The sequence below is a fragment of the Hydrogenophaga sp. genome, from assembly GCF_011390835.1.
Taxonomy (GTDB): domain Bacteria; phylum Pseudomonadota; class Gammaproteobacteria; order Burkholderiales; family Burkholderiaceae_C; genus Hydrogenophaga.
In genome coordinates, this window is record NZ_JAABRQ010000016.1 from 1 (window position 1) to 18,157 (window position 18,157).

The following is an 18,157-nucleotide window of genomic DNA, read 5'->3' on the forward strand; positions in this document are numbered from 1 at the left end:
CCCCCCGCAGGGCAAAGCCACAACCGCTGAGGCCAACGGCGAGCAGCAGACTGCCACCGCTCAGGAGCACGCGGCGGTTGAATGAGGCCGGTGATGTTTGGGAGGTCAAGCTCACACCACCACGTTGACCAGACGACCCGGCACCACCACCACCTTTTTCGGTGTGGCACCGTCGGCCTGTTTGATGAAGGCCTCGCTGGCGAGCGCCGCGGCCTCGATGGCCGAGTTGTCGGCACCAGCGGGCACGGTGATACTGCCGCGCAGCTTGCCGTTGATCTGCAGCACCAGCTCGATCTCGTCGCGCTGCAGCGCGGCGTCGTCCACCTGCGGCCAAGGCGCGTCAAGCAACTCGCCCCAGGGCTGGGCATAGCCCAGATCGGTCCAAAGCGCATGGGTCACATGCGGCGTCGCGGGATAGAGGCAACGCAGCAAAATGCCGAAACCCTCGCCCAGGGCCGCGGTGTCGCCGGCCGAGCCGTCGGGCTTGAAGTCTTCCAGCGCATTGAGCATCTTCATGGCACCCGACACCACGGTGTTGTATTGCATGCGCTGGTAGTCGTAGTCCACCTGCTTGAGCACGGTGTGCAGCTCCAATCGCAATGCCTTGGCCCCCTTGCCGAGCTTTTGCTGGTTCAGGCTTTGCGTGGCCTCGACCAGACCGGCCTGCGCCGACAGCTTGGCGCCAAAACTCCAGACGCGCTTGAGGAAGCGGTAACTGCCTTCCACCGCGGCGTCGTTCCACTCCAGCGTGGCCTCTGGTGGCGCGGTGAACATGGTGTACAGGCGCGCGGTGTCGGCACCGTATTTCTCGATCAGGTCCTGCGGATCGACACCGTTGTTTTTGGACTTGGACATGGTGCCCACGCCCTCGTAGTCGATCACCGTACCCGCTGGCAGCGCACCCACGGCCTTGTTCAGCTTCGCGCCCACGATCTTGCCGCCGTCGTCGAGCACGTGCTCCACATCAGCCGGCCAGAAGTACTCTTTGCCGCCCTTGTCGGTGCGGCGCGAGTAGATGTGGTTGAGCACCATGCCCTGGGTGAGCAGCTTGCTGAAGGGCTCGTCGATCGTCACCAGACCCAGGTCGCGCATGACCTTGGTCCAGAAGCGCGCGTACAGCAGGTGCAGGATGGCGTGTTCGATGCCGCCGATGTACTGGTCCATCGGCATCCAGTAGTCGGCGCCCTCGGCCACCATCTGCTCGCTGTTGGCCGGATCGCAATAGCGCATGAAGTACCAGGACGAGTCCACGAAGGTGTCCATGGTGTCGGTCTCGCGCCGCGCTGCCTGGCCGCAAACCGGGCAGACCACACCGGCGTGAAAGCCCTCGTGTTTGTGCAGCGGATTGCCCGAGCCGTCGGGGATACAGTCCTGCGGCAGCACCACTGGCAGGTCTGTCTCAGGCACCGGCACCGCCCCATGCTCATCGCAATGGATGATGGGAATGGGCGTGCCCCAGTAGCGCTGCCGGCTCACGCCCCAGTCGCGCAGCCGGAAGGTGGTTTTTTTCTCGCCCAGGCCTTGGGCCGCCAGCAGCTCGGCGACTTTGTCGACGGCGGCCTTGAGACCCAGTCCGTCCAGCGCGCCAGAGTTCACACACACGCCGCGCTGCTTGTCTGCATACCACTCAGCCCAGACCGTGTCGCTGAAGGTTTCTCCCTCGACCGCCACCACCTGCCGGATGGCCATGCCGTACTTCAGCGCAAACGCAAAGTCGCGCTCATCGTGGGCCGGCACGCCCATCACCGCGCCGTCGCCGTAGCTCATGAGCACGTAGTTGCCGACCCAGACATCGACCGCATCGCCGGTCAGCGGGTGCTTTACCTGCAGACCGGTGGCCATGCCCTTTTTTTCCTGTGTGGCGAGCTCTGCTTCCGTCGTGCCGCCACTCTGGCATTCGAGGATGAAGGCCGCCAAAGCGGGGTTGGTCGACGCGGCATGTTGCGCCAGCGGATGCTCCGGCGCCACGGCGCAAAAGGTCACGCCCATGATGGTGTCGGCGCGCGTGGTGAACACGTGCATCTTGCCTTCACCGATCAGCACGCCCGAAGCGTCCTTGATCTCATGCGGAAAGGCAAACCGCACGCCTTCGGACTTGCCGATCCAGTTTTCCTGCATCAGCCGCACCTTGTCGGGCCAGCCGTTGAGCGTGGCCCTCTCGTTGCCAAGCTGCACGTGGTCGAGTAGCTCGTTGGCGTAGGCGGTGATGTTGAGGTAGTAGCCCGGGATCTCGCGCTTTTCAACCGGCGCGCCGGTGCGCCAGCCTTTGCCGTCAATGACCTGCTCGTTGGCCAGCACGGTCTGGTCCACCGGGTCCCAGTTCACCACCTGGGTCTTGCGGTAGGCGACGCCCTTTTCCAGCATCTTCAGGAACAGCCACTGGTTCCACTTGTAGTAGCTCGGATCGCAGGTGGCCACCTCACGCGACCAGTCGATGGCCAGACCCATGGCCTGCATCTGCTGCTTCATGTAGGCGATGTTCTCGTGCGTCCACTTCGCCGGTGGCACGCCGTTTTTCAGCGCTGCGTTTTCCGCCGGCAGGCCAAACGCATCCCAGCCCATGGGCATCAACACGTTGTAGCCCTTCATGCGCAGGTGGCGCGTGAGCATGTCGTTGATGGTGTAGTTGCGCACATGGCCCATGTGCAGCTTGCCGCTGGGGTAGGGCAGCATGGAGCAGGCGTAATACTTCGGCTTGTTCGCGTCTTCGGTCACGCGGTAGGCGTCGGTGGCATTCCAGTGGGCGTGCGCAGCGCGCTCGACAGCCTGGTGGGCGTATTTTTCTTGCATGAAGCGGGAGGGTCCGGGCATCCGGTGGAAGTTGAGGCGGGCCGGTCACGCCCAGCGCAGGCGCTGGGCAGCCGAATGTCACGATTTTAGGCCGGGCTTTGCCCTGGCCTCTCAGCGTCCAGTGGCAGGCGGCGCGAGCGCGGCAGGATCGGCCACAAAGCCGATGCGCGACAGGCCTGCGGCCTGGGCCAGCGCGATCAGTTGCACCACCCGACCGTAAGGCACCGAGGTGTCTGCACGCAGCTGAACCTCGGTGGCAGGGTCGCGTCGGGCAGCGTCGGCCAGGCGCTGGCCCAGCTGCTTGGCATCCACCGGCTGGTCGTCCCAGAACGCTTGGCCCGTAGCATCGAGCCCGATCGACACCTTGGCCGTGGCCCCGACATCGGGCGCCATGGCAGCCGGGTCGCCCTGCGGCAGTTCCAGCGCCAAACGACTGGCCATGAGCGGCGCAGCGATGATGAAGATCACCAGCAACACCAGCATCACGTCGACCAGCGGCGTGACGTTGATCTCGCTCATGGGGCGGTGGCCCGTGGGTTTCTCCAGTCTGCCAAAAGCCATGTGATCAGTCTTTCGCCGGCTCGGGCCCTGCCGGATTCACCAGCAGTTCGCGCAGATCGCGCGCAAAGCCTTCCAGATCGACCTCGATGCGCGCAATCTGTCGACCCAGGACGTTGTAGGCCAGCACGGCGGGAATGGCCACCGCCAGGCCGGCGGCGGTCATCACCAGCGCTTCCCCCACCGGGCCCGACACCTGTTCGATGCGGAAATTGCCATCGATGCCAATGGCGGTGAGCGCGTGGTAAATGCCCCAGACCGTGCCGAGCAGGCCCACAAAGGGGGCGGTGGAGCCCACCGTGGCCAGCAAAACCTGACCAAACTGCAGCCGGTTCAGCACGCCATGCAGCGCATCGCGCAGCACGCGCGTGAGTTGCTGCGAGCGGTCACCCGCGGCGGCCAGGGTGCGGGGGGCAGCGTGCTCTAGTGTCCGGGCGGCGTGCACCAGCGGCATCAACAGGGACTGGCTGTCGAAGCCGCTCAGGCGGCGCTGCGCATCGTCTAAGTCGGTCGCCTGCCAGAACGCTGCGGCGCTGCGCTGCACATCCGCAAGCGCCCGCCTGAGCATCCAACCCTTCCAGAGAATGACCACCCAGCTCGCCACCGACATGGCCAGCAGCAGCAGGGCGACGCTGCGGCTCAGCGCATCACCACTCCAGACGGTTTCCCAGACCCCCACGGCGCTGTCCTTGCAAGCCGTAGCTCAGCGCAGGCCGAGCACGTCAAACATGTCGTGCAGGCCGCCCGTCTTGCCGGCCAGGAAGCGCACAGCGCGCAGGCTGCCCTGGGCATAACCGGCGCGGTTGCTGGCCTTGTGCGAGATCTCGATGCGCTCGCCGGTGCCGGCAAACAGCACCGTGTGGTCGCCCACGATGTCGCCGCCGCGGATGGTGGCAAAACCGATGCTCGACGGATCGCGCTCACCAGTCACGCCTTCGCGGGCATAGACGGCGCAGTCCTTCAGATCGCGCCCGAGCGCGCTGGCTACCACCTCGCCCATCTTGAGCGCGGTGCCGCTGGGCGCGTCCACCTTGTGGCGGTGGTGTGCCTCGATGATTTCAATGTCGTAGCCGGTGGACAGGGCGCGCGCCGCCATGTCCAGCAGCTTGAGCGTGACGTTCACGCCCACGCTCATGTTGGGCGCCATCACGATGGCAATGCGCTTGGCGGCCTGCGCAATCTCGGCCTTCTGCTCATCCGAAAAACCGGTGGTGCCGATCACCAGGTTCACGCCCTGCGCCTCGCAGGCGCGCAGGTGATCCATGGTGCCCTCGGGGCGGGTGAAATCGATCAGGCACTGGCTGTGCAACAGGCCGGCCGCCACATCTGCGGTGATGTGCACACCGGTGTTCAGGCCCGCGTAGGCGCCGGCATCCAGGCCGATGGCCGGGCTGCCGACCACGTCCAGCGCGCCCGCCATGACGCAGTCCTCACTGAGGCGCACCGCATCGATCAGCATCCGGCCCATGCGCCCGCTGGCACCGGCCACACACACGCGGTGCGGACCTGTCGCCGCCACGCTCATTGCGCGGGCTCCAGCGGCGGGTAATTGGTGGTCGATGGCGTCGCTGGCGTCGCAGCTGGCGCGGTGACCTTGTTGCGTTCCTGAAATGCCTTGAGCTGCTCCTCGGTGGCCACGAGCGGTGGCACTTTCTCGAACTGGCGGCGGGCATCGAGCGAGGCGACAAACTCGGCTTCGCTGGGCAGCTCGTCTGATTCGATGCGCTCCATCACCTCGCCCTTGAAAAACACGGCGAGCTTGCGTTGCTGCAGCGGCTGACCCTGGCGGCGGAAAGTGAAGACGTAGTCCCAGCGGTCGGCGTGGAACACGCTGGCGAGCAGCGGAGAGCCGAGGATATCGCGCACCTGCAGCCGCGACATGCCAGGCTGCAGCGCCTGCGCCTGCTCGCGCGTGACCACGTTGCCTTGCTGGATGTCGATCTTGTATGGCGTGACCAGGCTGGCGAAGCTGGGGACATCGGGCAGCTTGTCACGCAGGCCGGCACAGCCAGCCAAGCTGGCGAGCGCCACGGTCACGGTCAAGCCGCACGCCACGCGGCGCGCAGGTTGCGCTCGGCGCAGGAATTCGCGGCAGTCAGAGAAGGATTGCATGGGGTCAGACGCGTAGGGGCGGCGCACGGCGCCAACAGGGAGATCAGCCCGCCGGCGCAGCCCGACGATATGATGCAAACATTGTAGCCCCGGGGGTGCCAGTGTGGCCTGTGTGCTCGCGCCCCCCATCGCCGCCCGAGACATGTCCAATATCGAAGAACTCAAGAGCACGGGCCTGAAGGCCACGCTGCCGCGGCTGAAGATCCTCGAGGTTTTCCAGAACGCCAAGCAACGCCACATGACCGCCGAGGACGTTTACCGCGTGCTGCTCGACGAACGTTCGGACATCGGCCTGGCGACGGTGTACCGCGTGCTGATGCAATTCGAACAGGCCGGCCTGCTCTCCCGCAGCAACTTTGAATCGGGCAAGGCCGTCTACGAGCTCGACGAAGGCCAGCACCACGATCACCTGGTCTGCCTGGATTGCGGGCGGGTCGAAGAGTTTTTTGACGCCGAGATCGAAAAGCGCCAGCAAATGGTCGCGCAGACGCGGGGTTTTGTGCTGCAAGAGCACGCGCTCTCGCTCTATGCAAACTGCAGCAAGACCGACTGCCCGCACCGCAACAAATCGAACGGCTGACCGCATTCCTCCTGCCAGTCTGCGGAAGCGGCTTTGCCGGGCCGCAGTTGTTGCCCCGTGGGGGTGACGCCGCAGGCGGTGCGGGGGGGCCATAGATCCGCCGCTGGGCCGCCCCGAGGCGGATCAGCCCCCTCGGGTGACAGCGCCCCGCACAGGGGCGGAGCGTGGGGGGCAAAATCACTCCCCGCGCGACATCGCTGCCCTGTGCCGGGCCACAAACTCCTGGTAGGTGTCGATGCCGCGCAGCTGCAGGATGGTATTGCGCACGGCGGCCTCGACCAGCACGGCGATGTTGCGCCCGGCCACCACCTGAATCACGGCCTTTCGGACCGGTACGCCCAGCACGTCCTGGTAAAGCGGCTCGTGGGGCATGCGGTCGTAGTCACGCTCCATGGTTTCCTTGCGCACCAGGTGTACGATCAACGCTAGGCGCATCTTGCGCCGCACTGCTGTTTCGCCAAAGATGGCCTTGATGTCAAGCAGGCCAATGCCCCGCACTTCCAGCAGGTTTTGTAGCAGTTCGGGGCAGCGGCCTTCAATGCTGGTCTGATTGATGCGAAAGAGGTCGACGGCGTCGTCGGCAACGAGGCCATGGCCGCGCGAAATCAGTTCCAGGCCGAGCTCGCTCTTGCCCAGCCCCGACTCGCCAGTGATCATCACGCCCATGCCCAGGATATCCATGAACACGCCGTGCATGGACGCGCGGTCGGCAAAGTGGCGCGACAAATAGGCGCGCAGCACATCGATCACAAAGGCCGCCGGTTCTGGCGTGGCGAACATCGGGATCTGCGCCCGCTCACACAGGGCCACTAGGTCGTCGGGCGCGGTACGGCCGTCGGCCACCACCAGCACCGGCGGCTCCAGCGTCACGATGCGCGAAACGCGCCGGCGGTTGTCTTCGCCATCTGCGCTGGTGAGGTAGTTCACCTCGCGCTCGCCGCAGACCTGCACCCGGTAGGGGTGGATGTAGTTGAGGTAGCCGACCAGATCGGCGCCGGAGCGCGCTTCGCGCACCGCCACTTCGTCAAAGCGGCGTTCTGAAGCGCCCAGTCCAGCCACCCACTGCCACTTCAGGGCTTCGCGGTGGTCCTCGAACAGGACGTCGGCGCTGACGACAGTGGGCTTCATGTCTGGATCAGTGGCTTGAGAGGCGGAAGAGCGTGGAAGCCACAAAAATCTGCCGCCGGGCAGCCCCAAGGCAGATCAGCCAGCTCGGGGGGCAGCGACCCGCGCAAGCGGTGGAGCGTGGAGACCAACAGTCGTCAGGCGGCAGCGTGGGCTGATTGCCAGCCACTGATCAGGCCGTGCAGGCTGGCCGCCTGCGGAGCCTGCTTCATTTGTTCGCGCAAGGCGCTATCGCTCAGCAACTCGGCGATTTCCGACAGGATTTCGAGGTGCTTCTGCGTGGCGGCTTCAGGCACCAGCAGGAAGATCAGGAGTTGCACCGGTTGCTCGTCCGGCGCGTCAAAGCCGATCGGGCTAGCGAGCTGGAACACCGCGGCCAACGGCTGTTTCAGGCCTTTGATGCGGCCATGGGGAATGGCCACGCCGTGACCCAGACCGGTAGAGCCCAGGCGTTCGCGGGCAAACAGGCTGTCCGTGATCAGGGCGCGATTGAGACCGTGCAAGGTCTCAAACAGCAGGCCCGCCTCTTCAAAAGCGCGTTTTTTGCTCGTGGCGTCTACGCTGACGAGCACTTGCGCTGAGGGCAGAATGGCAGATAGTCGGTTCATGAGGGCCTCTTGGACCGTAAATTATGACGACTTGAGTCTGCTTGGCTAGAGAGAAGAGACAAAAAAGCCGCTTGACATGCCAAGCGGCTTGTTGCAGTGCAACATACCTTTAGGCCCAATGACAGCGGCCCGTGACATCCCTCACATCAGGCGTTTGGCCGATTCGTGGTGATGATCCTGGGATTTGTCCTTGTGGCGCAAAACCTGTCGATCAAGCTTGTCGGCCAGCTCATCCACCGCGGCATAGAGGTCGGCATGGGCGCTTTCGGCGAACAAGTCCTTGCCCTTGACGTGGATGTTGCACTCCGCTCGCTGGCGCAGGTCCTTCTCTTTCAGGTTGTCCACTGTCAGCAGCACCTTGACGTCAACCACTTGGTCGAAGTGTCGGGATATGCGTTCGAGCTTGCTGGTGACGTAGCCGCGCAGTGCGGGTGTGACCTCAAGGTGGTGACCGCTGATCGTCAAGTTCATACATGAGTCTCCTGTTGCTCCGGGTTGACACAAGCCGCCGGGCTTCGGGGCTTCCCGGCGGCCACGGGGAAGTCTTGAAAACACTATGCCCACGAATCCGGGGCGGCGCAAGCCCGCACTGCAACAAAGGGTGATTCAGGCCGGACGGCCAACAAGGGCCCCGTGCAACACCAACCGGCGCGCCACCCAGATCGAAGCCAGGCTGGCCACCGTGCCCACCAGGCCCGAGACCCAATAGTGCTGCACCAGGCCCGCCGCATCGCGGCTGATGATGAGTCCGCCCAGAAACGCAGCCAGCCCCATGGCAGCCGACTGCACCGCCGCGTTGAGCACCATGAAGGTGCCGCGCAGCGCCGGGTTGGCCGCCGAGGTGATGAGCGCCATGCCGGGAATCATGCGGCCGCTGAGAAAGACGAAGAGCAGGGTAGACACCACCAGCACCACCGGCAGCGGCGCTGCTGGCAGCAGGGTCGTTGCCAGCAGCGGCAGGTTGACCGCGACTGCCAGCAGACTGAAGGTGCGCACCTTGCCCAGCCGGTCCGACATGCGGCCGAACAGCCGTGCGGTGACCAGCGTGGCCAGTCCACCGCACAGGTAGATCAGGGGGATCTGCGCATCGGTCATGCCCACGTTGGCCTGCATGAAGATGGTGATGAACGGGATCACGAGAAAGCCCGCAAACATGAGCAACGCGGAAAAAGCGAATGCCTCCAGGTGGTTGCGCTCGGTGAGCACCATCGCGATGCCGCGAAAAGCCGATGGGCGATTGGCGACACGCAGATGGTGGTCGAGACGCGGCAGGGTCAGCGCTGCGCCCACGGCCAGCAGCGCGCTCACTGCGGCGATCGCAAAAAAGGCCGCCTGCCAGCCCAGGTGGTTCGCCAGGTACAGGCCCATGGGCACGCCGGCCACCGTGGAGAACGAAAACGACGACATGACGATGCCCATGGCGCGCCCTCGCCGTTCAAACGGCACCACGTCGGCCACGATGGTCTGCGAGAGTGCGGACAGGACCCCGCCGAACATGCCGGCAGCCACGCGAGCGGCCATCATGAAGCCGAAGTCCGTCGCCAGGCCACAGGCCAGCGTGGCCATGGCGAAAAAGGCGTACAAGGTGAGCAGTAGGCGCTTGCGGTCGAAACGGTCGACGTAGGTGGCCGCTGCCAGCCCGGAGACACCGGCCGACAAGGTGTAGGCCGAGACCAGCAGGCCAAACTGCGCGTCGCTGATGTCAAACAGGCGTGTGAACTGCGGTCCCAGCGGCATCATGATCATGAAATCCAGGATGTGCGTGAACTGGATCCCGGCGATGGTGAGCAGCAGCCAGCGCTCGCGCCGCGCAGAGAGGGTGGGATGTGTCATGATTTTGAGCCGCCCAGCACTGTACTCCCGCGCCCGCCGCGCTCTTGTCACAAGGTCATCGCTCGTGTCCCTCGATACCCTGATCTCGCGCAACCTGCTGGACTCAGGCGCGCCAGCCCCACCGGAAGGCGCCTGCGCGCTGGTGCTCATGGGCGGAGGGGCACGCACCGCCTACCAGGCCGGTGTACTCAAGGCGCTGGCCGCGATGCTGGCGACCCGAAACCCCAGCGTGCAGACCACGCCGCCGTTTCCCTTCCGTTGGCTGTTCGGCACCTCGGCCGGCGCACTCAACGCGAGTTACCTCGCGGGCTGCAGCGCCGCGGGCCTGCAAGCCCTGCCGCAACTCGCGGCGTTCTGGGCCACGCTGCGCTCTGAACGCGTCTACGAGCTCGACACCCCTGGCTGGGTGCGCGCCAACCGGGTGATCGCGGGCCTCACACTGGCGCGCCAGGTGCGCCGCCATCGCGCCTTGCTCGATACATTGCCGCTGGTGGACACGCTGCACCGCGCGATCAACCTGCCGGGCGTGGAGCAAGCATTGGCGCAGCAGCACATCGAGGTGCTGGGGGTGACGGCGTCAAGCTACACCTCAGGTGAACACTGGACTTTTTGCCAGACCCGTGCCGACCACCCGGTCACGCCCTGGCAGCGGCCCGGGCGCCGGGCAGCCTACCAGCCCATCACCATCGAGCACCTCATGGCCTCCAGCGCCATCCCGTTTCTGTTTCCTGCCGTGCCCCTCTGGGTCGACGGCCACAAGGAGTACTTTGGCGACGGCTCGATGCGCCAGCTCTCACCGCTGTCGCCCGCCATCCACTTCGGCGCGCGGCGAGTGCTGGTGATTGGCGTGGCCCAGCCCCAGCGTGCGGGCATGGGCGTGCGCACCAGCGATGAGCCCACCGCCGGCACCATCGCTGGCCATGCCATGGCCAGCGTGTTCCACGACACGCTGCAGTCGGACGTGGAACAGGCGCAGCGCGTGAGTCAGACCCTGGCCAAGCTGCCGCCGGCCCTGGCTGCAGCACTGCCCTACCATCCGGTGGACGTGATGGCGATACAGCCCAGTTTTTCGCTCGATGAATTGGCGCACAAGCACATCGGTAGCCTGCCCACCGCCACCCTCAACACCCTCACTGGCCTGGGTGCGCTCGATCCCAGTCGCGGTGCGGCCGGCAGCGCCGCATCGCTGGCCAGCTACCTGCTGTTCGAGGCCGATTTCATCCAGGCGCTGATCGATCTCGGCGAGGGCGACGCCTGGCGCCGCAAGGACGAACTGATAGCGTTTTTCGAGCCATCAACCCGCTTGGCCGCCCACCCAGCGGTGACATAATCTTTCCCATTCCCCCACGGAGTTCCCATGGAAAGCACGCCACCAAGTTGCGTGCTTTCAGCCCTCGCGCCATCGGTCTGAACGCCGCCTTCCCAGCGGTACCGGCCCTGTTGCCTTGCCCGGCTGAAAGCGCACCGAACCGTTCGACGCCGCAGCCTGCGGCACCGACTCCTTCAGACCATCGCCCTCGGGAGCGTCGCCATGCTCAACGTTTTCACCCTGGCCAATGGCCGGCTGTTTCAGGAAGAGATCGAATCGCTGGAGGCGCTGGCGCGCTTCAAGCCGATCTGGGTCGACCTGGAAGCCCCCACGCTGGAGGAGCGCCGCTGGGTCAAACAGCACTTCGGCCTCTCGATCCCGGAAGACGCAATGGACGACGACATCGAAGAGTCGGCTCGCTTCTTCGAGGAGGACAACGGCGAGCTGCATGTTCGTAGCGACTTTCTGATCGATGACCCGGACGACCCGCGCGCCATCCGCGTGGCCTTCATCCTCAACGAACACAACGACAAGCTCAAGAGTCAGGGCGTGCTGTTCTCGATCCACGACGAAGACGTGCCGGTGTTCCGATTGCTGCGCATGCGCGCGCGCCGTATGCCGGGCCTGATTGAAAACGCGAAAGACGTGCTGCTGATGCTGTTCGATGCCGACGCAGAGTACTGCGCGGACACGCTCGAAGACATTTACGACGATCTGGAAACCGTGAGCCGCCAGGTGCTCGCAGGCGACGTGACCGACAACAAGGCAGGTGAAGTGCTCTCGGCCATCGCTCGGCATGAGGACATGTCGGGCCGCATCCGGCGCAACGTGATGGACACCCGGCGCGCGGTCAGCTTCATGATGCGCAGCCGCATGCTGAGCACCGAGCAGTTTGAAGACGCACGCCAGATCCTGCGCGACCTCGACTCGCTCGACAGCCACACCGCCTTCCTGTTCGACAAGATCAACTTTCTGATGGATGCGACCGTGGGTTTCATCAACATCAACCAGAACAAGATCATCAAGATCTTCTCGGTGGCCAGCGTCGCCCTGCTGCCTCCCACCCTGGTGGCCAGCCTCTATGGCATGAACTTCCGCTTCATGCCCGAGCTGGAGTGGCGAGGGGGCTACCCGTTTGCGCTCACGCTGATGGTGCTCTCGGCGCTGATCCCGGTGCTGTATTTCCGCAAGCGAGGGTGGTTGCGTTAGCGCCCCCACGCTGCGCCGCTGCGCGGGTCGCTGCCCCCAAAGGGGGCTGATTCGCCTTGGGGCGGCCCGGCGGCGAATCGATCCCCTCGCGCCGCCTGCGGCGCGGGGGATCAAAAAACGACCTCACGATTTCGCCGCTGTAGCGGCTCGCTACGTCGCGCAGAAAACGAGGGAAATCGACGTGCGCGGCGTCGTCGGCGCGGTCGGAGATGGTGCGCACCACGGCCAGCGGCACACCGAAATCGTGACAGACCTGGGCAAACGCGGCACCTTCCATTTCCACCGCCAGCGCATCGGGCAGCTCGCGCTGCAGCGCCGCGCTTTCCGTGGATGTGGCCACGAAGCGGTCTCCGCTGACCACCAGGCCCTGGTGCAGCCGGGGCGCTTGCAAGTTGAATGCCGCCACCGCCTCACTGCTCAGGAAACGCCCGGTGTTGCCGAGAACCGAAGCGACCGCGCCTGCCAGGCGACCTGACAACTCGGGATCGGCTGCAAAGCGGCTGAGGCCGTAACCTGGCACCTCATGCCTGGGGAAAATCGGCGAAGCGTCCATGTCATGCTGCAGAAAGTGACTCGCCACCACCACGTCACCGACACGCACCTCCGGATCGAGACCACCGGCCACGCCTGTGAACACGATGCGGCTCACCCCGAAGCGCTCGATCAGCAAGGTGGCGGTCGTGGCCGCTGCCACCTTGCCGATGCCGCTGAGCACCGCCACCACCGCCTGACCGTGCAAATGACCCACCCAGAAATCGCGCCCTCCCACGGTTTTCCGGTGCTCATCAGGCATGAGCGCCAGCACGCTGGCCAGCTCGTCGTGCAGAGCGGCGACGATGGCGGTAGGAGCGGAAGAAGGTGTCATGTTGAACGAGGAGGGAGTGAACGGCCAGCGCCCCGTGGAGCTGGCTATGCCGGGCTGCTGGGACTGCCCGCTGGGGGGGGTGGGGCTACCTTAGTTCTCTGCGCAATATCTTGCCCACCGGCGTCTTGGGCAGCTCGGCGCGGAACTCGATCAGCTTAGGCTGCTTGTAGCCGGTGAGGTGGCGTTTGCAGTGCTCGCGCACTTGTTTCTCCGACAATGCCTCGTCCTTTTTCACGATCACCAGCTTGACCGCCTCGCCCGACTTGTTGTCGGGCACACCGACCACAGCGCACTCAAGCACGCCAGGCAGCTGGGTCACCACGTCTTCGACCTCGTTGGGGTAGACGTTGAAGCCGCTGACCAGCACCATGTCTTTCTTGCGATCGACGATGCGGAAGTAACCGTGTTCGTTCTCGATGCCGATGTCGCCGGTCTTGAAGTAACCATCGGGCGTCATGACCTTGGCGGTTTCGTCGGGTCGCTGCCAGTAGCCCGCCATCACCTGGGGCCCGCGGATGGCGATCTCGCCCGGCTGACCGCGCGACACTTCCACGCCGTCATCGTCCAGGCACTTGAGCCAGGTGCCGGGCAGGGGCACGCCGATGGTGCCGGTGAAGGCGCGGTTGGTGACCGGGTTGCAGGTGGCCGAGGGACTGGTCTCCGACAGGCCGTAGCCCTCGCAAATGGGGCAGCCCGTTTTCTCCATCCACAGGGCGGCCACCGCACTCTGCACCGCCATGCCGCCGCCCACCGACACCTTGAGGTGGCTCCAGTCCACGGTGTGGAAATCGGGGTGGTTGGCCAGTGCATTGAATAGCGTGTTGACCGCCGGAAAGCTGTGAAAGCGGTGTGGCCGGAGCGCTTTTAGCACCGCGGGAATGTCGCGCGGATTCGGGATCAGGATCACCTGGCCGCCGGTGCGAAGGCCCAGCATCATATTCACCGTGAACGCGAAGATGTGATACAGCGGCAGCGCGCACACGCTGGTGGGCTGCTCGTTTGGCGGCACCTGCTGCATCACCGGCGCGTTCCAAGCCTCGGACTGCAGCACGTTGGCGATCACGTTGCGGTGCAGCAGCACCGCACCCTTGCTCACGCCGGTGGTGCCGCCGGTGTACTGCAGCACCGCCACATCGTCGGGGCCGAGTGTCGGGCGTCGGAGTGTGGCGCGCGTGCCGCGCGCGATGGCGTCGTTGAACCGCACCGCATGCGGCAGCTTGAAGGGCGGCACCAGCTTCTTCACGTTGCGCACCACGTGATTCACCAGCCCACCCTTGAGCAGGCCGAGCCGGTCGCCCATGGCGCAGAGAATCACATGGCGCACCGGCGTGTTGGCCAAGCATCGCTCCAGCGTGCTGGCAAAGTTTTCGATGATGACGATGGCCTTGGCGCCCGAGTCCCGGAGCTGATGCTCCAGTTCGCCGGCGGTGTACAGCGGGTTGACGTTCACCACCACCAGCCCGGCGCGCAGGATGGCCGCCACCGCCACCGGGTACTGCGGCACGTTGGGCATCATCAGGGCCACCCGCTCGCCGCGGGACAGCCGCAGACCTTGGAGGTAGGCCGCCAGGGCCTGAGACAGGCTGTCGACCTCGGCGTAGCGCATCGCCTTGCCCATGAAGCTGTAGGCTACCTGGCGGGCATGGCGCTGGAAGCTTTCCTCCATCAGGTGCACCAACGAGGGGTACAGGCTGATGTCCACCTCGGTGGGCACCCCCGGCGGGTAAGCGCTGAGCCAGGGGCATTGGTCCATGTCAGGCGACTCCAGAAGGGGTGGGGGAACGTCCGCATTCGACCGCCGGGTCGAAAGCTTGCGCGCACGACTGGCCACTCAAACCGAGCGCCAAGAACCTTCAAACAGGCTCAATGTCGCATGCGGTGCCGATTCAGGCCTTCAACGCCGTCAGCACCTCGTCCAGCATCTTCTTGGCGTCACCGAACAGCATGCGGTTGTTGTCCTTGTAGAAGAGCGGGTTGTCCACGCCTGCGTAGCCGGAGGCCATGCTGCGCTTCATCACGATGGAAGTGCGCGCTTTCCAGACCTCCAGCACCGGCATGCCGGCGATCGGGCTGGTCGGGTCGTCCTGCGCTGCCGGGTTCACGATGTCGTTGGCGCCGATGACCATGACCACATCTGTTTCCGGGAAGTCGTCGTTCAACTCGTCCATTTCGAACACGATGTCGTAAGGTACCTTGGCCTCGGCGAGCAGCACATTCATGTGGCCGGGCATGCGGCCCGCCACCGGGTGGATGCCAAAGCGCACCTTCACGCCCTTTTCGCGCAGGTAGCGCGTGATCTCGAACACCGTGTGCTGCGCTTGCGCCACCGCCATGCCGTAACCGGGCACGATGATCACCTGCTTGGCGTCGCGCAGCATCTCGGCCGTCTCCGCAGCCAGGATGGGCGTCACTTCGCCAGCTGGCTCGGCGGTAGCACCCGCGGGCTTGGGCGCGGCGCTGGTGGTGCCGAAGCCGCCCGCAATCACGCTGATGAAGCTGCGGTTCATGGCGTTGCACATGATGTAGGACAGGATGGCGCCACTGGACCCCACCAGCGCACCGACCACGATCAGCAGGTCGTTGGACAGCATGAAGCCAGTGGCCGCAGCCGCCCAGCCCGAATAGCTGTTGAGCATGGACACCACCACCGGCATGTCGGCGCCACCAATGGCCATCACCATGTGCACGCCAAACAGCAGCGCAATGGCCGTCATCACGAACAGCGGGAACATACCGTCAGCGACCGTCTCGGCCTGCAGGAACAGGCGCCCGAAGTAGATCACTGCGAGCAGGCCAGCGAGGTTCATCCAGTGCCGACCGGGGAGCAGCATCGGGTTGCCACCGATGCGGGCCGACAGCTTGCCGAAGGCAATTACCGAGCCCGAGAAAGTGATCGCACCGATGAAGATACCGACATATATTTCCATCGAGTGAATGGCATGGGCCGCACCCTCGAAGCCCTTGGTGGCCTCCGGATCCACGAAGGTGGCATAACCCACCAGCACCGCCGCCATGCCGACCATGCTGTGCATGAGCGCCACCAGCTCGGGCATCTGCGTCATCTGCACCGTGCGCGCAGCATAGAGGCCGATGACCGCACCGATCAGCATGGCGCCAATGATCCAGGGAATACCGGCGCCAGATACCTGGGGCCCAAACACCGTGGCGAGCACGGCGAGCGCCATGCCGACCATGCCGTATAGGTTGCCGCGACGCGACGTTTCCTGATTGGACAAACCACCCAGGCTGAGAATGAAAAGAATGATCGCCCCGATGTAGGAGACCGTGGCCAGACTTGCAGACATTCAGGGTCTCCTTCTTATTTGCGGAACATCGCCAGCATGCGCTGGGTGACGGCAAAGCCGCCGAACATGTTGATGGCGGTGAGCACCAGTGCGACCGCAGCCAGGATGCCGATCAGCAGGTTGGGCCGGTCGGCAGCATCGGCTAGGGGCGATATCTGCACCAGCGCTCCAATGGCGATGATGGAGCTGATGGCGTTGGTGACGCTCATCAGCGGCGTGTGCAGCGCGGGCTTCACGTTCCACACCACCATGTAGCCGACGAAGCAGGCCAGCACAAACACCGTAAAGTGCGACAGGAACTCGGCCGGAGCGTAAGACCCCACGAGCACGAACAGCACGGCGGTGACACAGGCGACGATGGCCAGCTTGCCGGCTGGCATCGGCCCTGAGGCCTCGCCATGACCATGGCCCTTTTTGGCAGCGGGCGCAGCCACTGGCTTGGCTGGCGGTTTGGGTGCGGCGGCCAGCGGCGGCGCGGGCCAGGTGATTTCACCGTCCTTGACCACCGTCAGGCCACGGATGGCGTCGTCTTCCATGTTGACGTTGATGACGCCGTCCTTGGTCTTGCACAGCTCCTCGCTCAGGCGAAACAGGTTGTTCGCGTACAGCGTGGACGACTGCTGCGCCATGCGCGAGGCCAGGTCGGTGTAGCCGACGATGGTCACGCCATGCTTCACCACCGCCTGGCCGGGTTCGGTCAGTTCGCAGTTGCCGCCTTGCTCGGCGGCCATGTCGACGATCACGCTGCCGGGTTTCATGCTCCTGACCATCTCGGCCGTGATCAGCCTCGGTGCCGGCTTGCCGGGGATCAGCGCGGTGGTGATGATGATGTCGACCTCGCGCGCCTGTTTGGCATACATCTCGCGCTGGGCCTGCTGGAAGCCTTCGCTCATCACCTTGGCGTAGCCGCCACCGCCCGAGCCTTCTTCCTCGTAGTCGACCTTGACGAACTCACCGCCCAGCGACACCACCTGGTCGGCCACCTCGGCGCGCGTGTCGTTGGCGCGCACGATGGCGCCCAGGCTGGCGGCCGCGCCAACGGCGGCCAGACCGGCCACCCCCGCTCCAGCGATGAAGACCTTGGCTGGTGGCACCTTGCCCGCGGCCGTGATCTGGCCGTTGAAGAAGCGCCCGAAGGCGTTGGCCGCCTCGACCACGGCGCGGTAGCCGCTGACGCCGGCCATCGAGGTCAGCGCGTCCATCTTCTGCGCGCGGCTGAGCGTACGCGGCAGCGCATCGATCGACAGCGCCGTCACCTTTTTCTCAGCCAGCTGCTGCATCAGCTCAGGGTTCTGGGCTGGCCAGATGAAGCCGATCAACGTCTGACCTTCGTGCATCAGCGCCACCTCGTCGGGCGTCGGGCCGCGTACCTTGAAGACGATGTCGCAACCACTCCAAAGCTCGGCAGCCGAGCCGGCGATGCTGGCGCCGACCGCGCGGTAATCGTCATCGCTGAAGTTGGCCAGCTCGCCCGCGCCGCTCTCCACCACCACCTGGAACCCGAGCTTGATCAGCTTGGCTGCGGCCTCGGGCACGGTGGCGACGCGCTTCTCACCCGCGAATATCTCGCGCGGCACACCCACGCGCTGCGGCGTGGGAGCAGCCGCGCCGGCTGCGGCGGTTTCGGTCGATGCGCCAGATGTCATGGAGAGGTCCTCGATGCAATGATTGGAAAAAGGAAAGCCGGTGCAGGGGACTTAGCCCCGCGCCAACCGCAAGCAAGCGCTGGACGCTCGTTCCACCGTTGCCTCACCGGCCAACACACCGTCAGATTGTGCGGGATTGTGCCGCAGGTGCTTATCAGGGTCTGCCCCTGAGGAGACGCAGGAAGATTCAGCACCTGCACCAGCCACCCGTTCAAGC

Annotated in this window: 15 protein-coding genes and 1 pseudogene; 3 read left to right on the plus strand and 13 right to left on the minus strand. The window is 65.0% G+C overall.

Going from position 1 to position 18,157, the window contains the following annotated elements; all coding sequences use genetic code 11:
• Positions 1–111: 111 nt before the first annotated feature.
• The 5 genes from leuS to GPT34_RS10835 form a co-directional block, all read right to left on the minus strand.
• Positions 112–2,790 carry a leucine--tRNA ligase gene (leuS, locus tag GPT34_RS10815; protein ID WP_291012287.1) on the minus strand — a complete coding sequence of 893 codons (2,679 nt, stop codon included), beginning with the start codon at positions 2,788–2,790 and terminating at the stop codon, positions 112–114.
• Between the two features lie 111 nt (positions 2,791–2,901).
• Positions 2,902–3,351, minus strand: a complete 450-nt coding sequence (locus tag GPT34_RS10820) for a biopolymer transporter ExbD (protein WP_291012110.1) — start codon at positions 3,349–3,351, stop codon at positions 2,902–2,904.
• A 4-nt stretch (positions 3,352–3,355) separates the two neighbouring features.
• Entirely contained in the window at positions 3,356–4,027 is a 672-nt protein-coding gene (locus tag GPT34_RS10825; RefSeq protein WP_291012113.1) for a MotA/TolQ/ExbB proton channel family protein, read from the minus strand.
• 24 nt (positions 4,028–4,051) lie between these two features.
• Positions 4,052–4,873 (minus strand): 4-hydroxy-tetrahydrodipicolinate reductase, encoded by an 822-nt coding sequence (dapB, locus tag GPT34_RS10830; protein ID WP_291012115.1) that lies wholly within the window; start codon positions 4,871–4,873, stop codon positions 4,052–4,054.
• Complete coding sequence (locus GPT34_RS10835; protein WP_291012117.1) at positions 4,870–5,460, minus strand: outer membrane protein assembly factor BamE; 591 nt, start codon at positions 5,458–5,460, stop codon at positions 4,870–4,872. The genes dapB and GPT34_RS10835 overlap by 4 nt, the downstream gene beginning before the upstream one ends.
• Before the next feature lie 142 nt (positions 5,461–5,602).
• Between GPT34_RS10835 and fur the strand changes: the two genes are divergently transcribed.
• Complete coding sequence (fur, locus tag GPT34_RS10840) at positions 5,603–6,040, plus strand: ferric iron uptake transcriptional regulator (protein ID WP_291012119.1); 438 nt, start codon at positions 5,603–5,605, stop codon at positions 6,038–6,040.
• 177 nt (positions 6,041–6,217) lie between these two features.
• On the opposite strand, the gene hprK is transcribed toward fur, so the two are convergent.
• The 4 genes from hprK to GPT34_RS10860 all read right to left on the minus strand — a co-directional run bounded on the left by hprK (position 6,218) and on the right by GPT34_RS10860 (position 9,606).
• Positions 6,218–7,168: an HPr(Ser) kinase/phosphatase gene (gene hprK / locus GPT34_RS10845; protein ID WP_291012122.1), complete on the minus strand. Its 951-nt coding sequence runs from the start codon at positions 7,166–7,168 to the stop codon at positions 6,218–6,220.
• Between the two features lie 134 nt (positions 7,169–7,302).
• A complete protein-coding gene (locus tag GPT34_RS10850; protein WP_291012124.1) occupies positions 7,303–7,773 on the minus strand; it encodes a PTS sugar transporter subunit IIA in 471 nt (156 codons plus the stop codon).
• A gap of 141 nt (positions 7,774–7,914) precedes the next feature.
• Complete coding sequence (gene raiA / locus GPT34_RS10855) at positions 7,915–8,244, minus strand: ribosome-associated translation inhibitor RaiA (RefSeq protein ID WP_291012125.1); 330 nt, start codon at positions 8,242–8,244, stop codon at positions 7,915–7,917.
• 135 nt (positions 8,245–8,379) lie between these two features.
• The gene (locus GPT34_RS10860; protein ID WP_291012127.1) at positions 8,380–9,606 is read right to left on the minus strand and encodes an MFS transporter; all 1,227 of its coding nucleotides are present in this window, start codon (positions 9,604–9,606) and stop codon (positions 8,380–8,382) included.
• A 64-nt stretch (positions 9,607–9,670) separates the two neighbouring features.
• Between GPT34_RS10860 and GPT34_RS10865 the strand changes: the two genes are divergently transcribed.
• Positions 9,671–10,936 carry a patatin-like phospholipase family protein gene (locus GPT34_RS10865; RefSeq protein WP_291012130.1) on the plus strand — a complete coding sequence of 422 codons (1,266 nt, stop codon included), beginning with the start codon at positions 9,671–9,673 and terminating at the stop codon, positions 10,934–10,936.
• A 201-nt stretch (positions 10,937–11,137) separates the two neighbouring features.
• Entirely contained in the window at positions 11,138–12,124 is a 987-nt protein-coding gene (gene corA / locus GPT34_RS10870) for a magnesium/cobalt transporter CorA (RefSeq protein ID WP_291012132.1), read from the plus strand.
• A gap of 115 nt (positions 12,125–12,239) precedes the next feature.
• Here the strand turns inward: corA and GPT34_RS10875 are convergent.
• The 4 genes and pseudogenes from GPT34_RS10875 to GPT34_RS10890 all read right to left on the minus strand — a co-directional run.
• Positions 12,240–12,989 (minus strand): annotated as a pseudogene (locus GPT34_RS10875) (5'-methylthioadenosine/adenosylhomocysteine nucleosidase); the annotation flags it as partial.
• An 85-nt stretch (positions 12,990–13,074) separates the two neighbouring features.
• A complete protein-coding gene (locus GPT34_RS10880) occupies positions 13,075–14,742 on the minus strand; it encodes a long-chain-fatty-acid--CoA ligase (protein WP_291012134.1) in 1,668 nt (555 codons plus the stop codon).
• Between the two features lie 133 nt (positions 14,743–14,875).
• Positions 14,876–16,294 carry a Re/Si-specific NAD(P)(+) transhydrogenase subunit beta gene (gene pntB, locus GPT34_RS10885; protein ID WP_291012135.1) on the minus strand — a complete coding sequence of 473 codons (1,419 nt, stop codon included), beginning with the start codon at positions 16,292–16,294 and terminating at the stop codon, positions 14,876–14,878.
• 14 nt (positions 16,295–16,308) lie between these two features.
• Positions 16,309–17,940, minus strand: a complete 1,632-nt coding sequence (locus GPT34_RS10890; RefSeq protein ID WP_291012137.1) for a Re/Si-specific NAD(P)(+) transhydrogenase subunit alpha — start codon at positions 17,938–17,940, stop codon at positions 16,309–16,311.
• Positions 17,941–18,157 lie beyond the last annotated feature (217 nt).

Coding starts and splice junctions, on each gene's coding strand:
- leuS (WP_291012287.1), bottom strand. CDS start 2,790: ATGCAAGAAAAATACGCCCACCAGGCTGTCGAGCGCGCTGCGCACGCC.
- GPT34_RS10820 (WP_291012110.1), bottom strand. CDS start 3,351: ATGGCTTTTGGCAGACTGGAGAAACCCACGGGCCACCGCCCCATGAGC.
- dapB (WP_291012115.1), bottom strand. CDS start 4,873: ATGAGCGTGGCGGCGACAGGTCCGCACCGCGTGTGTGTGGCCGGTGCC.
- GPT34_RS10835 (WP_291012117.1), bottom strand. CDS start 5,460: ATGCAATCCTTCTCTGACTGCCGCGAATTCCTGCGCCGAGCGCAACCT.
- fur (WP_291012119.1), top strand. CDS start 5,603: ATGTCCAATATCGAAGAACTCAAGAGCACGGGCCTGAAGGCCACGCTG.
- hprK (WP_291012122.1), bottom strand. CDS start 7,168: ATGAAGCCCACTGTCGTCAGCGCCGACGTCCTGTTCGAGGACCACCGC.
- GPT34_RS10850 (WP_291012124.1), bottom strand. CDS start 7,773: ATGAACCGACTATCTGCCATTCTGCCCTCAGCGCAAGTGCTCGTCAGC.
- raiA (WP_291012125.1), bottom strand. CDS start 8,244: ATGAACTTGACGATCAGCGGTCACCACCTTGAGGTCACACCCGCACTG.
- GPT34_RS10860 (WP_291012127.1), bottom strand. CDS start 9,606: ATGACACATCCCACCCTCTCTGCGCGGCGCGAGCGCTGGCTGCTGCTC.
- corA (WP_291012132.1), top strand. CDS start 11,138: ATGCTCAACGTTTTCACCCTGGCCAATGGCCGGCTGTTTCAGGAAGAG.
- GPT34_RS10880 (WP_291012134.1), bottom strand. CDS start 14,742: ATGGACCAATGCCCCTGGCTCAGCGCTTACCCGCCGGGGGTGCCCACC.
- pntB (WP_291012135.1), bottom strand. CDS start 16,294: ATGTCTGCAAGTCTGGCCACGGTCTCCTACATCGGGGCGATCATTCTT.
- GPT34_RS10890 (WP_291012137.1), bottom strand. CDS start 17,940: ATGACATCTGGCGCATCGACCGAAACCGCCGCAGCCGGCGCGGCTGCT.